The organism is Slackia sp., from assembly GCF_977041755.1.
Window position 1 is genome coordinate 1 of record NZ_CDRRGL010000010.1, and the last position, 17,540, is coordinate 17,540.

Sequence of the window (17,540 nt, forward strand, 5' to 3'; positions counted from 1 at the left end):
CTCTCCCGAAAAGCGCCGCCATCTGCTCTTTCGTCAGCCATACCGTTTCGCCGTCGAATTCGACATTGAGCTTTACCTGATCGTCTTCCGATTCGAACAGCACAATCTCGTTTTCCATCTCGCCTCCAACCCGCGTCGTTTATAGCCAAACGTTTGTTCGTATTATAGCATGCAGGCAGACCCTATACCACGAGCCAATAAAACAGCAACCATCAGTAGGTGCCTTTTGTTCCACGAGATAAGGCACTAAAAAACGGGGGCGCCATATGGTGCCCCCGTTCTCTCGCGTATTTTTCAGCCTAGCCGTTCTTGCGGGCGTACAGCTTGTTGTTGGTGTCGAGCCAGGTCTCGACCGTACCGGTGTCGAAGCCGTCTTCGTCGGAAATGACGACAGCGTACATTTCCTCTTCGGCGAGCACCGCATCAAGTGCGTCGGTGAGCTGAATTTCGCCGCCCACGGTAGGCTTGGCGTCGGCCAGAAGCTCCATAACGCGAGCCGAAAGCAGGTAGCGGCCGAACACCGAGAGGTTCGACGGAGCATCCTCAAGCGCCGGTTTCTCGACCAGGCTGTTCACCTTCCACACGCCGTCTTCGCCTTCGACGGGAGCGCCGTCGATAATGCCAAAGCGATGCACCTGCTCGTCGGGAACGGGAAGCACGGCAATCACGCTCGCGCCGCCGTGCGCGCGAGAAACCTCGAGCATGCGCGGGCAAATGTTGTTGTCGGGCACAATGACATCGCCCAAAAGCACAAAGAACGGCTCATCGGCGGTTTTCTCGGCCGCGCAGTGAATTGCATGGCCCAAGCCCAGCGGCTCGTCCTGGTAAACGTAGGAAACGTTGAGATTGCCAACGCGCTCGACCTCGTCGGCGTAAGCATCTTTGCCGCGAGCGCGCAGCGTTGCCACGAGCTCCGGGTCGGGCGAGAAGTGCTTCTCAATGGACTTCTTATCGCGGCTGTTCACGATAACGACCTCATCGGCGCCCGATGCCAAGCCCTCTTCGACCACATATTGAATAACAGGGCGGTCGACCACAAGCAGCATTTCTTTCGGCTGAGCCTTGGTGGCGGGAAGGAAGCGCGTGCCCATGCCCGCAGCGGGAATCAAAGCCTTCAACGTACATCTCCTATCTGGGAAAACGACGCGCCGCGCGCGGCGGCCCGTTCGATTGCGTGGGTGTATTGTACGACACTTGAACGCCAAGCGGGAAAAGCCCAAAAAGGCTGCACGCCAGCGCGAACAAGCACCGCCGCGAATGAACACCGGACACCCCATCGCCAAGCGCACCCTTGTCTCCAAGAAAGAAAAAGCGGCAGGCGTCCGTGGCACCCACCGCTCCAATCTCACATACGCAAAAAAACCAGGCCAGCGCGCTATTTCTTCGCAGCAAGCAACTCTTCGACATGCTCCTCAAGCGCGTCAAGCTTCTTTTCGGTGTTCTTCAACTTCATGGTGGTCATGATCACATACACCATGAGAATCGCGAAAATAAGCGCATAGGCGGCGATTACGTACGGCGCACCGCCAAGCACGGTGGAATAGATTTCAGAAAGAACGGGATTCATTTAGTCCTCCAATGCGTCAGAAAGGCGGGCGACTTTGTCTTGCATGATTTGGGTGCGCAGGCGTAGGCGGTACAGGCCGAACGCGATGAGCATCATGCCGAACAGCGACAGCAAGAACGGCAGCAACATGTCGGGCGACAGGCCCGAATCGGTGCGGAAAATAACCGGGTGCACGCTCGAGGGAATGATGCGCGTGACCATGAAGCAGATGGGCACGTCCACGCAAATCAGAATGCCAAGCACAGCCGAATAGGTCGCGCGGCGCTCAGGGTCTTCAACGGCGTTGCGCAGAATGAAGTACGCGAAAACCATGAGCATCAAAATGAAGTACGTGGTAAGACGCGGCTCCCATGTCCACCACACGCCCCACTCGAAGCGCTCCCACAGCTCACCGCTGGCCATAACGCACAGCACGAAGACGAGCGCGACTTCCATGCAGATGCGCGAACGCACGTCATAGCAAGCGCGTTTGGTCATAAGGAATCGAACGCCGTAGAACGCAGAGAATATCACCGCAGCGAAACTCGAAATGGCCACCGGCACGTGCCAATAGAAGATCTTCTGCGAGATGAGCAGCTTATTGGCCACCACAGTTCCCGCGATAACCTGCGGCTCGCTCACAGCCGCGCCGTTGACGAGCGGCGCCAACGTGAACGTGAGCACGAAGCCCGCAACGGCGAGCAGCGTGCCCACCGCCATCATCCAAGGCACGGCAGCGTCAAGTTTGCCACCAACCTTAGGCTCCTTAAACGGTTTGTCGGTCATGTCACCAACCCTTCCTCGTATGCCTTAAGCAACGTATACCATCTATTCGTATCCTACCGCCGCGCAAAGCCAGGCCAGGGGCCCATCCGGGGCCACGGTTCGCTACCGTTCGCTTCGCGCAGCTGAGCAAACCTTGCGTCGCGGTCGCGTGCGGCTCCGCGCGGGCTTTTTGGAAACCGTCGGTGTTCATTCCTGCTTTTCATTCCAGAATGAAACACCGTCAAGCGGGCGCATAGCGAGCCAGAGGCGAGCGGTAGCCCGCTGTGGTTTCAGAAAAGCCCGCGCGGAGCCGCGCGCGACCCCCAACGATTTAAGCGCTCACGACGAAGTCGTAAAGCACCCACGACACCAAAATCATGATGACGTCGTAGCCCCCCGCCAAAGCCATTGACGTGGTGAACGTCTCCATCACTTCCTCGCCGCCAACCAACACGCCCGTGGTCGCTGAAACGCACGCCCACAGAAGCGGGAACATAAGCGGAATGAACAACACCGCGAGCATCACGTCTTTGCCACGCGTATTGATGGTGATGGTCGAAAGCAGCGTGCCAATGCCTGCAATGCCAATGGTGCCCACCAAAAGCGGCGCGAACATAAGCGGCCACGTCTCGGCAGCGCCCACCGTTCCCAGGAAAAAGAAGAAGAACAGCGGCACGCAAATAACCTCGACGATCAGCAGAAACACGAGGTTCGCCGTCGCCTTCGCCAAGAAAATCACCGAGCGATCCATGGGCACGAGCAAGATGCTTTCCAAACAGCCGTTTTCCTTCTCGTGCGAAAACGAGCGGTTCAATCCCAGCAGGCTCGTGAACAAAACCACGACCCACAGAAGGCCGCCCGCCATTTGCTGAATGTCGAGCTCGCTTCCCGCCTGGGCAAGCGACGCACCGTACACCACGAGCACGAGCAGGGCATACAGGCCCATGGACGTGATCATTTCCTTGGTGTGCAGCTCCTGGGCGAGGTCTTTGCGCAAGAGCGCCTTGTAATGAGCCCAGGTGGAGGGCTTTTTCATTTCCACGGCCACTTACGCCACCCCCATTCCCACGGTCTCGCGATAGAGCTGGCGGAACTGCTCGAAATCGATGCCTTCCTTCGGCGCGTAGCTCACCACGCGGCCGCGCGCGAGCACAAGCGCGTGCGTGCACACGTCGAAGCCCTTCTGCAAATCGTGGCTCACCATGACGAAGGTCCGCCCGTCGCGCAGCTGCTCGATGAGCCCGTCGAAAATCTCGACCGCATGGGGATCAAGGCCGGCGTAAGGCTCGTCGAGAAACACCACGTCAGGGTCGTTCATCAGGGCGCGCGCGATGGAAAGGCGCTGCGTCATGCCGCGCGAGAAGGTGCGCACCACGTCGAAGCGGCGATGGTCGAGCTCAACCGCGCGCAGAAGCTCGCGCACGCGCTCCTCGGCGTTCACCACGCCGTAGAGCTGCGCGGTGAACATGAGGTTTTCCATAGCCGTAAGATCGAGGTACAGCATGGGGTTGTGCGAGATGAGCCCGATGTGCTCGCGCACCTTGTCGGGCTCTTCCTTCGCATCGAACCCCGCCACGAACGCCGTGCCCGATGTGGCGCGAGAAAGCGTGGCGAGCGTGCGCACGAGCGTGGTTTTGCCGGCGCCGTTCGGCCCGAAAATCGAGAGGAACGCACCTTCGGGCACCTCGATTGACACCTTGTCGAGCGCCTTGCGATCGCCGAACACCTTCGTGAGCTTTTTCGTTTCAATGGCGTTTGCCATAGCTGCTGCCCTACGCTTTCGCCGTCGCCGCAGGCTTAGTCACCGTTGCAGCATCGGTCACGGCCGCAGTTTCGGTCGCGGCCTCGGCAGCGCCTTCAGCCTTGTTCGCAGCTTGTTCCGCACACGCCTCGCCCGTGGACGCTTCCGCATGAGCATCGCCCTTACCGGCTTCCACCTGGGCCGCAGCCTTCGCCTTAGTGGAAGGCTTGCGACGGCCGAACGCGCCAAGGCCGGTGCCAACAACGAGCATCGCGAAGCCAACCCACACCCAACTGATGAGCGGGTTCACGCGCACGTCCATCGACAGCTGGCCGGCATCGTTCACGCCGCGGTACACCACGAACAAGTCTTCCATGGGGAAGCTGATCACGCTCGCGTTGAGTTTGGTCTGCTGCGTGGCCGATTGCAGCGTCACCGAAGGCGACACGGTGTCAATATAGTTGCCAGAATTCGTGTCGTACACCTCAAACTGGGTGCAGTAATCGATCTGCTTGCCGTTCGCGGTCTGGTTCACCTCGTTGTTCAGGTAACGAAGCTCGTAGTTTTCAATTACGAACGTGCCGCCCGTGTTGGCATCCTGGTCGAAGTCGACATAGCCGACCTTCTCGGTCACGTACATCGACGAACCAATGAGGCCCACCAAAATGATGGACATCGCGAGATGCGTGATGTAGCCGCCGAAACGCGGGGCGTCGACTGCGAGGCTTGCGAAAAACGCCGCCACCGGGTTTTTACCCATGGCCTTCGCGCGCGCGCCGACCGTACGACCAATGAGGAACAGCGTGTTGAAGAACAGCAAGCTCGCCACCGCGAAGCCCACCACGGCGATGCCGTTGTAGTACCACACAGGGCCTTCCGACGCGAGCTCTTCGGCCTCGGTGCCGCCCGCCTGAATGATGGCGTCATACGCCGGGTAGAGCGTGGTCACGAAATACGACATAAGGCCGACGAACAGCACGACCGCGCACAGTGCGGGGACGCGAGCCTTCTTCCAGAACGTCTTGGGGTCGGTTTTCACCCAAGAAAGCAGCGGGCACACAGCGATAATCGCGCAGTACACCACGCCGAGCGGGCGCGCGATAGCGTTGTACGTGCCGGCAGACAGGCTCTGGCCGCCGAACGGCAGCCACGAAGGCAGCGCGCTTGCCACCGTGAGGTAGCACAGGATCACCGTGAACACGATCATGATCACGTTGTTGAAGTAATACGCGGCGTCGCGCGAGGCGAACGACTCCATAACGTCGTTCTCGCCGGGGCAGAAGCTCTTCCAGCGAATGAACAGGCCAATAACGCCCGCGAGCATCGAAACCGCGATAAGGCCGCCGAAAAGCACGAGCGAAACGGGGTCGCCCTCGAAGGCGTGCACCGATTGCACGATGCCCGAACGCGTGATGAACGTGCCGGTAATGACGAACGCGAACGTAATGCACGCGCACATAACCGACCAGCGCTTAAACGCGCCGCGCTTGCGGTACACGGTGAAGCTATGCACGAGCGCGAGCGCCACGCACCACGAAAGCAGACTGGCGTTTTCCACGGCGTCCCAGCCCCAGTAGCCGCCCCAGCCGAGCACGACGTAGGCCCACACGCAGCCAAGGCCAATGCCGATGCCCAGGAACAGCCACGAAATCATGGCGAAGCGGCTCGAGCGCTCGACCCATTTCTTCGAAGGATCGTTCACGATGAGCGCCGCGATGGCGTACGCGAACGGAATGGTGAGGCCCGCGTAGCCAATGAACAGCGTAGGCGGATGAATGGCCTGCGCCCAGTGCTCAAGCAGCGGGTTCATGCCCTGCATGGAACCCGTGTTCGTGAGGCGGCCCGAAGAATCGATGTAGGGCGCGGCGGTCGCGATGAAAGGCATGTTGCTTTCCGAGAAGAGCATGACAGCCACAAACGCAACGAGCACGAGGCCCGACACGAGCAGCGCCATGCAGTCGATGGGCTCGTCATGCTTCATCACGCGCACGGCGACGGCCACGTTGAAGGCCGAAATGAGCCATGCCCACAGCAGCAGCGAGCCCTCGCGGCCGGCCCACAGGCCCGCGAAGCGATAGAGCACGCCGAGCGCGCCTTCCGCTTCAGAATGCTCGAGCAGCACGTATTCGATGGAGAAGTCGCCCGTCATGAAGCAGAAAACGAGCAGGCCGCAGCAGAACGTGAGCGCGACGAACGCAAGAATGTGCGCCACAGCGCCCGCCCACGCGAACGTGTCGGCGGAAGAGGCGCGGCGGCTGCCGCGAAGCGCCTGCGAAACAAGCAGGCACACAGAGCCAATGGTCACGCCCGCGAAGGCGATGACCAGGCCAAACAAACCAAAAGTAGACACGCTTTAACCCTCCTGCGCGACGTCGGTAGCCTTGAATGCGCCAGAGGCTTCCAGCGAGCCGGTGACAACGACCGAGGTGCCATCGGCGATGCCGTCGGCAAGCGCGCCGTCGTAATCGACCGCGACTTCGCGCGAGGCGTCGTTGGCGTCGACGACCACGAAGCGCGGCTCGCCGCTTTCGGCGGCCGAGGTGAGCGTGCCGGCCTTCACGGTGCCCTTGAGCTTCACGGTGGTGTTAATGATGGAGTCACCGTAGTCGAGCAGGTTCGTCACGCTCAGCGCATCGGTGGCGCTTTCGTACTTCGAAGGGCACTTCGTGACAAGCTCGCTGCACACGAGTTCGAGGCCGCCTTCGCCCTCGACGATTTTGCCCGTGCAAATGGCGGTCACGCCGTTACCGAACGTCGAAGAGGCCGCGCCATCGTAGCTCACGTGAAGCTTCTGGGCCGGATCACCGCCGTCGGGATCGTAAATGTCAAACGAGAGCACGCCGTCGACCGTGGCAAACGAGTTGTCGACCACGTTGCCGGAAACCTGCACGCGCTCGCCGGCGAGGTCAGATTCCAGGGCGTCTTTCACCGAGATGGTTTTCGCCGCACCGCTCGAGCCAACAATGGCCAGAACAATCGCGAGCACCACAACGATGACGCCCGTGACTACAATGAGCCTGCGCTTCATTTTGGAGTTCATTCGCTTCGCTCCTTTTCCATGCGGCGCTTCCTCGCCGCTCCCCTTGCGCGCACGCGCACGCGCGCGCCCGTAACTCAATAAAGCCCCATCGGGCATTGCAGCCCCGCATCAAAAAAAGAGCAGGGCGTTCCTACTCTGAAGAATACAAAAAAGGACCCGCCAAAAACTGGCGGGTCCTTTTGTTCCATGGCGCTTCGGGAAACTACGCAAATTGTAGTACCCAAGGCGTTGTGGCCGATGAAAACGTCAGACTAGAGAGTCTGAGCCTTCTTGGCCTCGCTCGCGGTGAGCCAGCCCTCCGGGATAGGAGCGTCGCTGTGGCAGCTAGAGCAGTAGTTCACAGACTGCGCATGGCCCTTGTGGCACTGCGTGCAAGAGTACTCGCCGTGCTGGGAGACATGCGGGTTGCGGGTGCTGGACAGGTCGGCGGTCAGAGCCACGAGGTCGTCGCGGGTCATGACGGAACCGTCAGCGTTGGTGTGGCAACCGGAGTTCAGGCAGAACTCGTCGTCTTCAGCGCCACGAGCAGCAACGAGCTCGCTGATGTCGCGGGTCTCGAGGACGGTGTCGCCCTGCTTGTTCTCGCCAGCAACCTCATAGTTGCCGCTGATCCAGTTCATGCCCTCGGTGACCTGCTCGGTGATGACAGGCTGATGGCAGCCGAGGCAGGTAGTGCCGGCTTCGGTCTTGTGCAGGTAAGCCATCATAGCGTTCTTCTGATCCTCAGAAGTGAGCTCGTTACCATACTTATCGTAGTTGCCGGAATCGTAGGTCTCGAGGTACGCGTCCATCGGGGTGTGGCAGATGGCGGCGCAGAAGCTCGGCTGCTCATGCCAAACCCAGAAGCCCGCACCAGCGGCCACGATCACGACAGCGATAACGCCGACAACAACGGGCCACTTCTTCTTGCCCTTTTTGGCGGCTTTGGTATCCGCAGCTTCGGTCGTTTCAACCTTCTCTTCTTCAGCCATGGATACCCCCTTTCTTTCTTCTTTCCTTCACTTCCCCGTATTCCGTGTGCAAGTTGGAGGGGATGCCCAAAGCATCTTGGTAAATCTGCACACGAAATACTTCGGAAAACTTTAGCACAGTTCGCCGAAAAACCGCTCAAAAAGCCCTCACCCATTTGGGGGGAAATTACAACAAATTGCGTATGTGGGGCCGTTTTTTCCTCGTCTGCAGAGTGTGAGATGCCTATTCTCTAAGTATTTTGACGTATGGAAGGCTTGAACGGCGGTATTCGTTTGCTTAAGTAGCATTTTTGCTGTATTAGTGAAATACCATCATTTGAACACTTTTCCGCGACGACGGGAAGCGCGCTTTGGCCGGCTTCGTACCAACGCATTCAATGCGAATCGGTCGGAAAACTCGCGCTCGCGAAACATCCGCCGCGCAAGGTGGACTGGAGGACCGAATGTTCGTCAACACGGAATGGCAGGGTGCGCCCATGACGAAAGATGGGCGATGGGCCTGAGCTGCTCCACGGCACAGCGGAAGCGCATGCGGCCACGACGACACGCAGCGGCTACCGCGAACTCGGCCCGCCCGCGACGCGCAAACGCAATCCACCCACCGAGAAGCCGCTTACCTTCCGCAGCACTTCTTGTACTTTTTGCCGCTGCCGCAAGGGCATGGATCGTTGCGACCGACTTTCATATACGACCCATCGGGGTTGCGGAACACCGGCCTGCTGGACGCCGCAGCGTGCAACGCCGCTGGAGGCCAACCGTTATTGTCCCAACGTGGCAGGTCGTTAAACAAGGCAAACAGGAGCCCCAGCATCTTGTTCATATGGCGAAGGTCCTCGAATCCCAACCCCCTATCGGCAAGGTATTGAACGAGCGCGGTGGCATCGACGCCCGCCGAAGCGTTCGTGAGAATCTCTTCCATAAGAGTGTCGGCAAAGGTGTAGTCATTTTCCCCATCGGGCACGTTCTCGTTCAAGAACTGCTCAAACGCCCGCGCGCTTGGCAAAGCGGAAGCCCAATCAAGATAATCGCCCGCCTCGACCATGTCGAAGGGAAGCTTCCAGGGGTCTTTTCCCGCCCTCGCCGCGAGCAAATCTTCCAAAAACCCAAGTTTGCCAATATTCAGACCGTCAAAGCCCAGCACAGGCTCACCCGATTCGTCGAGCTCATCGAGCAGGCTCGCATCGACGTAATACCACTCCTCGTGCTCGTCGTCGTACAGCACCTCGAAACCAGGCTCGAACTGTTTTATATACAAAGACAACGCGCCCGTGAGGGCATTTTTGGAAAAGCCATCAGGATAGATGCGGTTGTATTCCGCAAACGCCTCGTCGAAGGTAAGCATGCCGCGTGTCGCAACAAGCAAATCGGCTACCTGACGCGCTCGCGTGACCATGTCGAAGTACCGCGCCAATTCGGCCCAGTCGAGCGTTTTCATCGCAGCGAAAACCTCATCGGGTATGACGCATGCCACATTGTCGCCTTCGTCGAACAGGTAGCACAAAAGCGGCACGGGCAGGGGAAACTCTTTGAGCGAATCGATGTCGGCGATGCGGGCTACGAGCGCGCCGCCTGCGTCGAAGAGCCGCTTCATTCGCGCAAATGCAACGGGCTCCATCGACGTGAATACATGGGATATTCCCTCGGGAGCCTTCGCAAGTTGCTCGGCGATACCCGCGACAAGCTTCTTCTTGTTCAAGCCGCTCGAACGCGACGCGCCGATGCCGCGCAGGAAGTTCTCGAGATCAGCATTTTTCTCCGTCGCGGCGAGGCTCGCCAAATCGGTTCGGCGCTCCCCTTTCGCGCAATGCTTCCGCAGCATTTTCTCGATAGTCAGCGCGCCGCCTTCGAAGTTTTCCAGTATGCGCCACGCCTCTTTTTCTATGCGTGCGTCGCGTTCTTCGAACGGCATGTCCGCCAAAGGGCTGCGATGTACGCCGGGGAATTCGGTCGGCGGGTTCAGGTCGTATTCCGTGTCTTCGATAAGCTGCTGCGCCTCGCGCTTGTCGCGCTGCGCCTTCAGAAGCGGGACCACTGTAAGATATTCATCGGCCGTGCGAATAATTTTCCCACTCTCGTGTGCGTCGGCGAACCAAGCGTCGAATTGCTTCGCCAAACCCGCACCGATCGCCATGTTGAATTCCGCCATGGCCGAAGCGTACACGATGCGACCCGCGAACGGCAGAAGGCACGTGTCGACGAAACCGATGTCGCTTCTCAGCATGGAATCGACCTCGAGCGAAAGCCCCGTGAGTTCTATGATGTGGTCCTCGAAAAGCAGCTCAACATCGCCGTTCGAGCGAACGCAATAGGGGAATCGGCCATCGAGCGCCTCGCGCCACGATGCCGCCTCCTTCAAAAGCGACGCCGAAAAGCCCGACGGGTTCAGCGCGACGTATTCCTGCAGAACCTCGGGGTGTCCGCATAATGCCCGCATGACCTCGCTTTGCTTTTCCGGGTCGCGCTGCGCGCGATCGCAGCCGACGTGAAGGTTCAGACCCAAACGCGCATTGGCGAAGTCGACCACGGAATCGAGCAATTGGAAAAAACGAATACCCTGGGCAGGATTCAGCACCATGGCGCCCCCTAAAGCCGAGCAACAGTATTTTTGCAAACATTACCATAGCGCGAAGAACGATGCGGGCGACAGAAGCCGCCGCGAGGTCAGACTAGCGTTTTGGCGAACGTGGGTGAACCTGCGCGGGGTCGGGAAAGCGTGCGCAAATCAACTTCATCATTCGCCCTCGGCGGACGCAAAAGTCCTCAGCATCGCCGGCAAAGCAAGACGCAGCGCCACCGACAGCCAATCCAGCAGCCGAAACAGGTGTGCCTTGCACGAAAACGCACGAAGTGCGTACCCTTGGCTCATGATGCGTTCAAAAAGCACGCACACACAAACATAATCCCAGGTCACGATAGCCCATAAACGGCTTGTAGCATCGTGTTTCAAAATAGGGTACGCACTTCGTGCGTTTTTGCGCAAAGGCCGCCTCAACGCGGACCGTGAGGACGCGGCAGGATGGAGGCGCAAACGCGACGGCAGCCTCAAAAACAACCGCTCCCGCCCTGTAGAATACCCACTTCGACTTCGGGGGCCGCCCTCGACTGCCGTTTCGCGAGAAAGGTCGCAAGAAGGGGCTTCGTGAAGGCGGCGTTTGCAAATGGCGGGCTTTTTGGCCATGATTCACGAAGAAGTGGTCAAAACCGCCGCCATTCACAGTTTTGGCACGTCCCAATGCGCACCCCACCTTCGAGCGGTTCTCTCAGCTCGCCGCTCTTTCTTTCGAGGCGTTGTTCACCTGGGGTTTTGCGGGAACGAGCCATCCCCGGAAGAGCTTCGAGGGGCTTCGCAGGAATGAGATTTGCGAATGGCGCGCTTTTTGACCACCTCGACGCAGGTTGTGGTCAAAATCGCCGCCATTCGCAATCTAGAGCCCGGGCCCATGTTTTGCCAGACGAAGAACGCGCATTCGAGCTGGCGGATCTTGCGTCTGTGCGCCCTCGCGCTGGAAAATCCCGTCCTCACTCCAGCGAGCCGCGCGTCTTCATGCCGGCCAGAGATGGGGAATTCTGCCTTTGGCCTTCCTCTTACGCTGTAGCCCGAGCGTTCGAACACCCAAATGCAGCCGACAAATTCAAGCAAACGAAAAGGGCAATCGGCCTGCGTTAACATCCCTGAATGAGACACGCTTTTTGTCCTGTAAGCCTGGCAAGTGCGGTTGGGCTCGCGCGGGGTCGAGGAACACAAAAAAGGCGCCATGCGAATGCATGGCGCCCAGGTCGCCCATGACAGAGCCAAAATCAAGGGGATGACGACCTATCTGTAAAGCGCATACGCTCCACATTCAAGCAATTGTCCAGTTGGCCTTACGCCTCGGGGATAGCGCCCTCCATCTGGAAACCCTTCCAAGAAGGCTCGCCCGTATAGGTCATGACGCCCTCCTCGCCGTTCAGCGCACGCACGGCGCCAGCGGCCAAGGCATCCATCTCAAAGTCGCCCGCGTACACCTTGATAGGGGCGATCCAACCCACGCGCTCGGTAACATAGTTTACGAAGAACGGGTCGTGCGAAACGCCGCCCGTGAGCACAATGCCGTCAACCTCGCCTTTAAGCACCGTTGCGAACGCGCCGATCGCCTTCGCAACCTGGTAGGCCATGGCCTCGTAGCAAATCTTCGCCCACTCGTCGCCCTGTTCGATGCGCGCATCAATCTGGCGAGCGTCGTCGGTGCCGACGAGGCCAACCAAGCCGCCCGTCTTGCCAATAACACCGTCAATCTCTTTTTTGGTGTGGTCGCCCGAAAACGCGAGCTTCACCACGGGCTTCAGGGGCACGTCGCCCGATCGGTTCGGGGCGAACGGGCCCGAGCCCTCGAGCACGTCGTTGGTGTCGACCATGCGGCCATGATCGTGGCAGGCAACCGAAAGGCCACCACCCACGTGCGCCACGATAAACGTGCCTTCCTCGTAGGTTTTGCCCAGCTCGGTGGCGCAGCGAATCGCGCATTCCTTTTGGTTCAGGCAGTGCACATGGCTCTTGCGATACACGCCGGGGTAGCCCGTGATGCGGGCGACGTCTTCAAGCTCGTCGGTGTCGGGCTGGTTCACGGCATAGGCGGGCTTGCCGTACACCTGGGCGAGAGCATGCAGAAGAGGCGCGCCCAGAATCGCCGGGTGGTTCACGCCGGCGTTCATCACGTGGTCGCACACCGTGTCGTCAATGGCGAAGATGCCGCCCACCGTGGGGCCCATGGCGCCGCAGTAGCCCGAGTAGGCATCGATTTCTTCGAGACCGACGCCCTGCTCGGCGAGCGCGTCGAGAATGACCTGCTTGCGGTAGTCGAACTGGTCGGCGGTCTGATCGAACTTCGCCAGCTCTTCAGCCGGGTGAGTCACGTTCAGACGGAAAATCTCTTTCGTATCGTCGAACAGGGCCACCTTGGTGGAGGTGGAACCCGGGGAAAGCGTGAGAATCTTATAGCCCATGAGAGAAAACCTTTCTATCCAATACTCTTATTTCCTGTTTTGAACCACGTACAAAACGAGAGAAGTCGCATATCCAATAAGTACGAGCCAGACATACGTCGAAAGCCACGTCGCGACAATGCTGCCGCCAGCGGGAGTTTGCACCACAGCCATCGTGAACGAGATGCATGTCACAAAAATGAGGTTCTCAACGAATACCGAGAACACGGGGCGAATACGCGATTGCGCGAGAAAACGCGTCGCCGCCTGACCAGCCGCCGGCACAGGCAAAACGAGCTGGAGCAGCACATTTGTGAAAAACGCACTCGCCGTGCCCGGATACCACGCCTGAAACGAAATCGGCGCGGCGGAAAGAAGCATGGCCGACGTGTTGATGACCACCGCCAGCACCAAGTCACACAAAATCACGCCCAGGGTCCATTTCGTCATGCGCGTCTCGCCTTCCTCCGTCAAATTCAATATCGTGGGGCGCGGGGCCCAATATTTCCTCGAGGCTCGCCTTCACGCTGCGCGCCGCCGCCTCCACGTAGTCACAGGGACGGGCGGCCACGGTCTCGGGCAGCGAAATGGCCTCGTACGCGGCAACGTTGGCCGCGTCTTCGACGTATCCGTGATACATCCCGGATACAGGATGCCAGCCCACGGGCCGATCGATGGCATTGATGCGCGACGCCATCGCCTCGGCCTGCGAGAACAGCTCGTCACCTTCGACCGGGTAGAACCCGACAAATGGCAACGAAGCAATTTGTGCGTCCGTCGCGAATGCGGGCGAAATGCGCGGGTCACGAGCATCCCCGTCGGCGATATACCACTCGTTGAACGCCTGCATAAGGTCAAGCGGCAAGTCGATGTCGCGCACCGCGTCCCCATCAGGCGCGGTGGCCGCATCGAGAAACGGGTAATGAAGCGCCAGCCCCGCAAGACGAACCCCGGGGTCACGCGCAAGCTCGAATGCGGCGGCGAGCGCAAGCGATGCGCCGGCGCTGTAGCCAAGAAGCGCGAGACGCGACGCATCGACGTCGCACTGCGAACCGGAAGCAATCATCCGGATCGAAGCCACCACATCAGCAAGGGCGGCCGGCGCGGGGTTCTCGGGCGCCAACCGATAATCGAGCCCAACTACATGCACATCGAACGAATCGCGAACCCACTCGCACAGCGCGTCTTCCTTGCGCGCATCGCCGAGCGCAAAGCCGCCACCGTGAATCTCGAACACCACCGGACGCGGCCCGTTCGATTTCGCCTCATGAAGCCAGCACGGTGCATGGCGCCCTGCCTCTGCATCCGCCGCAATCTCACGACCGCGCACCTCGCTTCCGCGCAAGGTGCGCGCGAGACTCGAACGCATGTAGCGAACGACGCTCTTCATCTGGTCGGAGGTCGACTGCATGGCCATCGCCTATCGAGCAGAAAGCACAAGCATCGCGATGTCGCCGACGATTTCGGTCACAGTCGCGCCGCGCGAAGAATCGGCCACGGGGCACTTGAAGCCGGAGAGGTTGTGGCCATACGCCGCGCCGTGCGCGAAGCGCTGGACGAGCTTCACGGCAATGTTCGCCGAATTCAAATCGGGGAACACGAGCACGTTCGCCTTGCCCGCGACGTCGCTTTCACGCTTGACCTTCTTCGCGGCGACCTTCGGGTCGATGGCGGCGTCGAGCTGGAACTCGCCGTCGACCAGGATATCGGGGCGGCGCTCATGCACGAGCTCGATGGCGGCGTTCACCTTGTCGACGCTCTCGCCCGCGCCCGATCCAGTCGTCGAGAACGACAGGAAGCCGACGCGCGACTGCCAGCCCATCATCGCAGCCGAGCCGTCGGCGGCGGCAATCGCAATGGAAGCAAGCTCTTCGGCGGAAGGCTCAGGATTCAATCCGCAGTCGGTAAAGCAAATCACGCTGCCCTCGGGGCCCTCGAAGCCCGGCGTCTCGACCAGCGCGAGAATGCTCGGAACGTCGACGCCCTCCTGCAGGCCGATGATGGTCTGCGCACACATGAGCACATCGCCCGTGGTGTTGGTGTGGCCACAGAACGTGCAATCCACGTCGCCGAGCTCTTCCATCATCATGGCGTAATACATCGGGTTCTTGATCTTGCGGCGGGCGCCCTTGGCGGAAATCAAGCGGGGCGTGCCAGTCGCCATATAGCGCTCGGCGAGCGCATCGGCGGCAGCCTCGTCGGTGTTGTCGACAATCTCCATGCCGTCGAGCGAAACACCGGCCTCGGCGGCGGTCGCTTCGATGACTACGCGCGGGCTCACCAGAACGGGAGTGCCAATGCCATCGTCGGCCACCTGTCGAGCGGCGAGCAGCGTGTTGGCCGCCTCGCATTCGGGCATCGCCACACGCTTGGGCGCGCCCTTCGCGTCCTCGATGAGCTTTTCAATCAAAGTCGCCATATCGAATCCTCTCCTTTAAAACCAGCTCAGAAACAATTCCTATGGAATGGAGCCGGGGATGCGGCGTGGAAATCACCATGCACCCCACCTGTCAGCGTCGCCGCACCCTCGGCTCCATTCCGAGACGCCTCGGAATGGCAGCGCGTTACATAGAAAGCTTCTCGTCGACCAGAGCAGCGGCTTCGCCGAAGGTCTTCTTCTTGTTCAACTCCATGAAAGGAACCTCGACCTCGTACTCATCTTCAAGCGCGGAAGCAAACTGCACGATGTTGACCGACTTGCAGTGCAAATCCTCGATGAAACGGGTATCGGCGGAAAGCGTCGCCGGGTCGGAGCCGAAAATCTCTGCCGCCTTATCTTTAAGGATGTCGACGACCTCTGCCTGGAATTCTGCGTCCATTGTGTTTCCTTTCTCGATTCGGCCAAACGCGCGTATCTCGCCGCCGCTTGGCACGCTTAAATAAAACCTCGCCCACAAAGCCCTCTGCCAAGATGACGCTTTGCGGGAGGTGCGCCGTCGCCTGCTCGAAAGAGCCCGGCGACGGCCTTTTCATAAGGAAGCCTGCATAGCAAGCGTTCCATCTGCGCTTTCGCGACTAAGCGCGTCAGTGAGCATTGCCCCTACTGAGCGTTGGCAACCTCTTCGTCGCCGTGAATCTTCGAACCAATCTGGCGATACGGCAGCGCCATCATGATGGCAAACGCAACCACGCAGATAATGAACACCGCGAGCATGACGTAGGTGGGGCCGAACGCCGCGGCAACCATCGACATAACCGAGACGCCCGCGAAGTTGAAGATGTTGAACATGACCTGAATCGGCGTGTACGCGATTTCGAAGTCGGCGCGGCCGAAAATCGAAACGGTCAGGGAGGTGCATACGTTTAGCGACCCAGACAGGCCGAACATGAACATGCCTGTCGAGATGGCGCACGCAACGGCCTCATGGCCACCAACGAAGGTAATCAGGCCGCCCAAGCCAAGAATCGCGATAACGACAAGAGCGGTCTTCTTCGTGCCGATCTTATGGTCGATAACGCCAATCAAATAGTGGCCGAGAAGACCGATGGGCCACATGGAGCTCAAGAGCAGAATGCCGAACATGGGATCCTGGCCAAAACCGATAAGCGTGGGAACCAAGATGGCGATGACGCCCGCACCCACCATCATAGGAAGACCAGTGCCGAAGCCGATAAGCCACGTCTGGGGAGTCTTGAGAACCTTAGCGGTCGTCCAGGGACTGTGCTTCTTGTACTCTTCGGCTTCCTTGAATTCGGCCTCGAGTTCTTCACGGCTCACCGACTTGTCGTTGTCGGGATACGCGCCAGCCTCTTCAGGGTTGTTCTTCACGAAGAAGAACACGACGACCGCCATCACGAGCAGCACGATCGCGCATGCCCAGAAGAATCCAGAAACGCCCAGGCCAGCGCCCACAAATCCAAGAATAATCGGGTTCATGGCGGCCGAGCAGAACGTGGTACCGATGGTAGCGATTCCCATGAAGGCGCCCTTGGTACGCGGGAACCATGCCGAACCCAGCATGCCAACGCCGATAGTCGCGTAGGCAACCATGCAGAAGTAGAACACGATGACGCCCACGGCAAACATCGCGAAGCTGTTCATGGTCGCAAGAATGATGAAGCCGACGGCACTACCCACCAAACCGATTATGGACACATTTTTCGCGCCAATCTTGCGGCCGAGCGTGCCGAACAAAACCACCGCAACCAGCGAAATCCAGCCAGCTACGGTGATAACGAACGACATGTCGGTCTGCTGCCAGCCATACTGTTCGCCGAAAATGCCGAACAGCGTGTTGGTAACCGAATTCCAGAACGTGAAGAAGATGAAGAACACGAAGCACGTAAGGGTAATTCCCCAGCCCTTAGCGCCAAAATTCGGAATCCACGCGTTGAATTTCTTTTCCCCTGTCATTGTTCCTCCTGGGAACGGGAGGCCAGCCGCCCATCGCGCACGGCGACACGGCCTCGGTGTGTTTGATTATTCAATTCTGAAAGTGATTCGCCGCCGCGCGATGCTGCCGCGCGAAGACAAGAGTGGGCGGGGCGCAGCCCCTTGCATGCGCCCCGCCCGTC

At 59.5% G+C, this 17,540-nt stretch carries 15 protein-coding genes; all 15 read right to left on the minus strand.

Going from position 1 to position 17,540, the window contains the following annotated elements; all coding sequences use genetic code 11:
- Positions 1–299: 299 nt before the first annotated feature.
- Positions 300–1,118, minus strand: coding sequence for a UTP--glucose-1-phosphate uridylyltransferase (locus ACWI8T_RS01900; protein WP_114616247.1), 819 nt, complete (start codon positions 1,116–1,118; stop codon positions 300–302).
- A 257-nt stretch (positions 1,119–1,375) separates the two neighbouring features.
- The gene (locus ACWI8T_RS01905; protein WP_281668170.1) at positions 1,376–1,567 is read right to left on the minus strand and encodes a heme exporter protein CcmD; all 192 of its coding nucleotides are present in this window, start codon (positions 1,565–1,567) and stop codon (positions 1,376–1,378) included.
- Positions 1,568–2,332, minus strand: coding sequence for a cytochrome c biogenesis protein (gene ccsA, locus ACWI8T_RS01910; protein ID WP_114615733.1), 765 nt, complete (start codon positions 2,330–2,332; stop codon positions 1,568–1,570).
- 310 nt (positions 2,333–2,642) lie between these two features.
- Positions 2,643–3,359, minus strand: a complete 717-nt coding sequence (locus ACWI8T_RS01915) for a heme exporter protein CcmB (RefSeq protein WP_181861919.1) — start codon at positions 3,357–3,359, stop codon at positions 2,643–2,645.
- Positions 3,360–4,073 carry an ABC transporter ATP-binding protein gene (locus ACWI8T_RS01920; RefSeq protein ID WP_449137747.1) on the minus strand — a complete coding sequence of 238 codons (714 nt, stop codon included), beginning with the start codon at positions 4,071–4,073 and terminating at the stop codon, positions 3,360–3,362.
- A gap of 10 nt (positions 4,074–4,083) precedes the next feature.
- On the minus strand, positions 4,084–6,402 hold the full coding sequence (locus tag ACWI8T_RS01925) for a heme lyase CcmF/NrfE family subunit (protein WP_449137748.1): 2,319 nt from the start codon (positions 6,400–6,402) through the stop codon (positions 4,084–4,086).
- Between the two features lie 3 nt (positions 6,403–6,405).
- Positions 6,406–7,092 (minus strand): cytochrome c maturation protein CcmE domain-containing protein, encoded by a 687-nt coding sequence (locus ACWI8T_RS01930; RefSeq protein WP_449137749.1) that lies wholly within the window; start codon positions 7,090–7,092, stop codon positions 6,406–6,408.
- A gap of 251 nt (positions 7,093–7,343) precedes the next feature.
- A complete protein-coding gene (locus ACWI8T_RS01935; protein WP_449137750.1) occupies positions 7,344–8,063 on the minus strand; it encodes a cytochrome c3 family protein in 720 nt (239 codons plus the stop codon).
- A 613-nt stretch (positions 8,064–8,676) separates the two neighbouring features.
- A complete protein-coding gene (locus tag ACWI8T_RS01940) occupies positions 8,677–10,638 on the minus strand; it encodes an SEC-C metal-binding domain-containing protein (RefSeq protein WP_449137751.1) in 1,962 nt (653 codons plus the stop codon).
- 1,289 nt (positions 10,639–11,927) lie between these two features.
- Positions 11,928–13,046: a butyrate kinase gene (gene buk / locus ACWI8T_RS01945; RefSeq protein ID WP_449137752.1), complete on the minus strand. Its 1,119-nt coding sequence runs from the start codon at positions 13,044–13,046 to the stop codon at positions 11,928–11,930.
- Positions 13,047–13,073: 27 nt separating this feature from the next.
- Positions 13,074–13,475 carry an ABC transporter ATPase gene (locus tag ACWI8T_RS01950; RefSeq protein ID WP_449137753.1) on the minus strand — a complete coding sequence of 134 codons (402 nt, stop codon included), beginning with the start codon at positions 13,473–13,475 and terminating at the stop codon, positions 13,074–13,076.
- Complete coding sequence (locus ACWI8T_RS01955) at positions 13,441–14,436, minus strand: alpha/beta hydrolase fold domain-containing protein (RefSeq protein ID WP_449137754.1); 996 nt, start codon at positions 14,434–14,436, stop codon at positions 13,441–13,443. Before ACWI8T_RS01955 ends, ACWI8T_RS01950 begins: the two co-directional genes overlap by 35 nt.
- A 9-nt stretch (positions 14,437–14,445) precedes the next feature.
- On the minus strand, positions 14,446–15,444 hold the full coding sequence (locus tag ACWI8T_RS01960) for a phosphate acyltransferase (RefSeq protein WP_449137755.1): 999 nt from the start codon (positions 15,442–15,444) through the stop codon (positions 14,446–14,448).
- 145 nt (positions 15,445–15,589) lie between these two features.
- A complete protein-coding gene (locus ACWI8T_RS01965) occupies positions 15,590–15,844 on the minus strand; it encodes an acyl carrier protein (protein WP_449137756.1) in 255 nt (84 codons plus the stop codon).
- Between the two features lie 221 nt (positions 15,845–16,065).
- A complete protein-coding gene (locus tag ACWI8T_RS01970) occupies positions 16,066–17,379 on the minus strand; it encodes an MFS transporter (protein ID WP_449137757.1) in 1,314 nt (437 codons plus the stop codon).
- Between the last annotated feature and the right edge of the window lie 161 nt (positions 17,380–17,540).

Excerpts from the sequence above, each read along its gene's own strand:
- ACWI8T_RS01920 (WP_449137747.1), bottom strand. The coding sequence starts at position 4,073 with ATGGCAAACGCCATTGAAACGAAAAAGCTCACGAAGGTGTTCGGCGAT.
- ACWI8T_RS01955 (WP_449137754.1), bottom strand. The coding sequence starts at position 14,436 with ATGCAGTCGACCTCCGACCAGATGAAGAGCGTCGTTCGCTACATGCGT.
- ACWI8T_RS01960 (WP_449137755.1), bottom strand. The coding sequence starts at position 15,444 with ATGGCGACTTTGATTGAAAAGCTCATCGAGGACGCGAAGGGCGCGCCC.
- ccsA (WP_114615733.1), bottom strand. The coding sequence starts at position 2,332 with ATGACCGACAAACCGTTTAAGGAGCCTAAGGTTGGTGGCAAACTTGAC.
- ACWI8T_RS01940 (WP_449137751.1), bottom strand. The coding sequence starts at position 10,638 with ATGGTGCTGAATCCTGCCCAGGGTATTCGTTTTTTCCAATTGCTCGAT.
- ACWI8T_RS01970 (WP_449137757.1), bottom strand. The coding sequence starts at position 17,379 with ATGACAGGGGAAAAGAAATTCAACGCGTGGATTCCGAATTTTGGCGCT.
- ACWI8T_RS01950 (WP_449137753.1), bottom strand. The coding sequence starts at position 13,475 with ATGACGAAATGGACCCTGGGCGTGATTTTGTGTGACTTGGTGCTGGCG.
- ACWI8T_RS01930 (WP_449137749.1), bottom strand. The coding sequence starts at position 7,092 with ATGAACTCCAAAATGAAGCGCAGGCTCATTGTAGTCACGGGCGTCATC.
- buk (WP_449137752.1), bottom strand. The coding sequence starts at position 13,046 with ATGGGCTATAAGATTCTCACGCTTTCCCCGGGTTCCACCTCCACCAAG.
- ACWI8T_RS01935 (WP_449137750.1), bottom strand. The coding sequence starts at position 8,063 with ATGGCTGAAGAAGAGAAGGTTGAAACGACCGAAGCTGCGGATACCAAA.
- ACWI8T_RS01905 (WP_281668170.1), bottom strand. The coding sequence starts at position 1,567 with ATGAATCCCGTTCTTTCTGAAATCTATTCCACCGTGCTTGGCGGTGCG.
- ACWI8T_RS01965 (WP_449137756.1), bottom strand. The coding sequence starts at position 15,844 with ATGGACGCAGAATTCCAGGCAGAGGTCGTCGACATCCTTAAAGATAAG.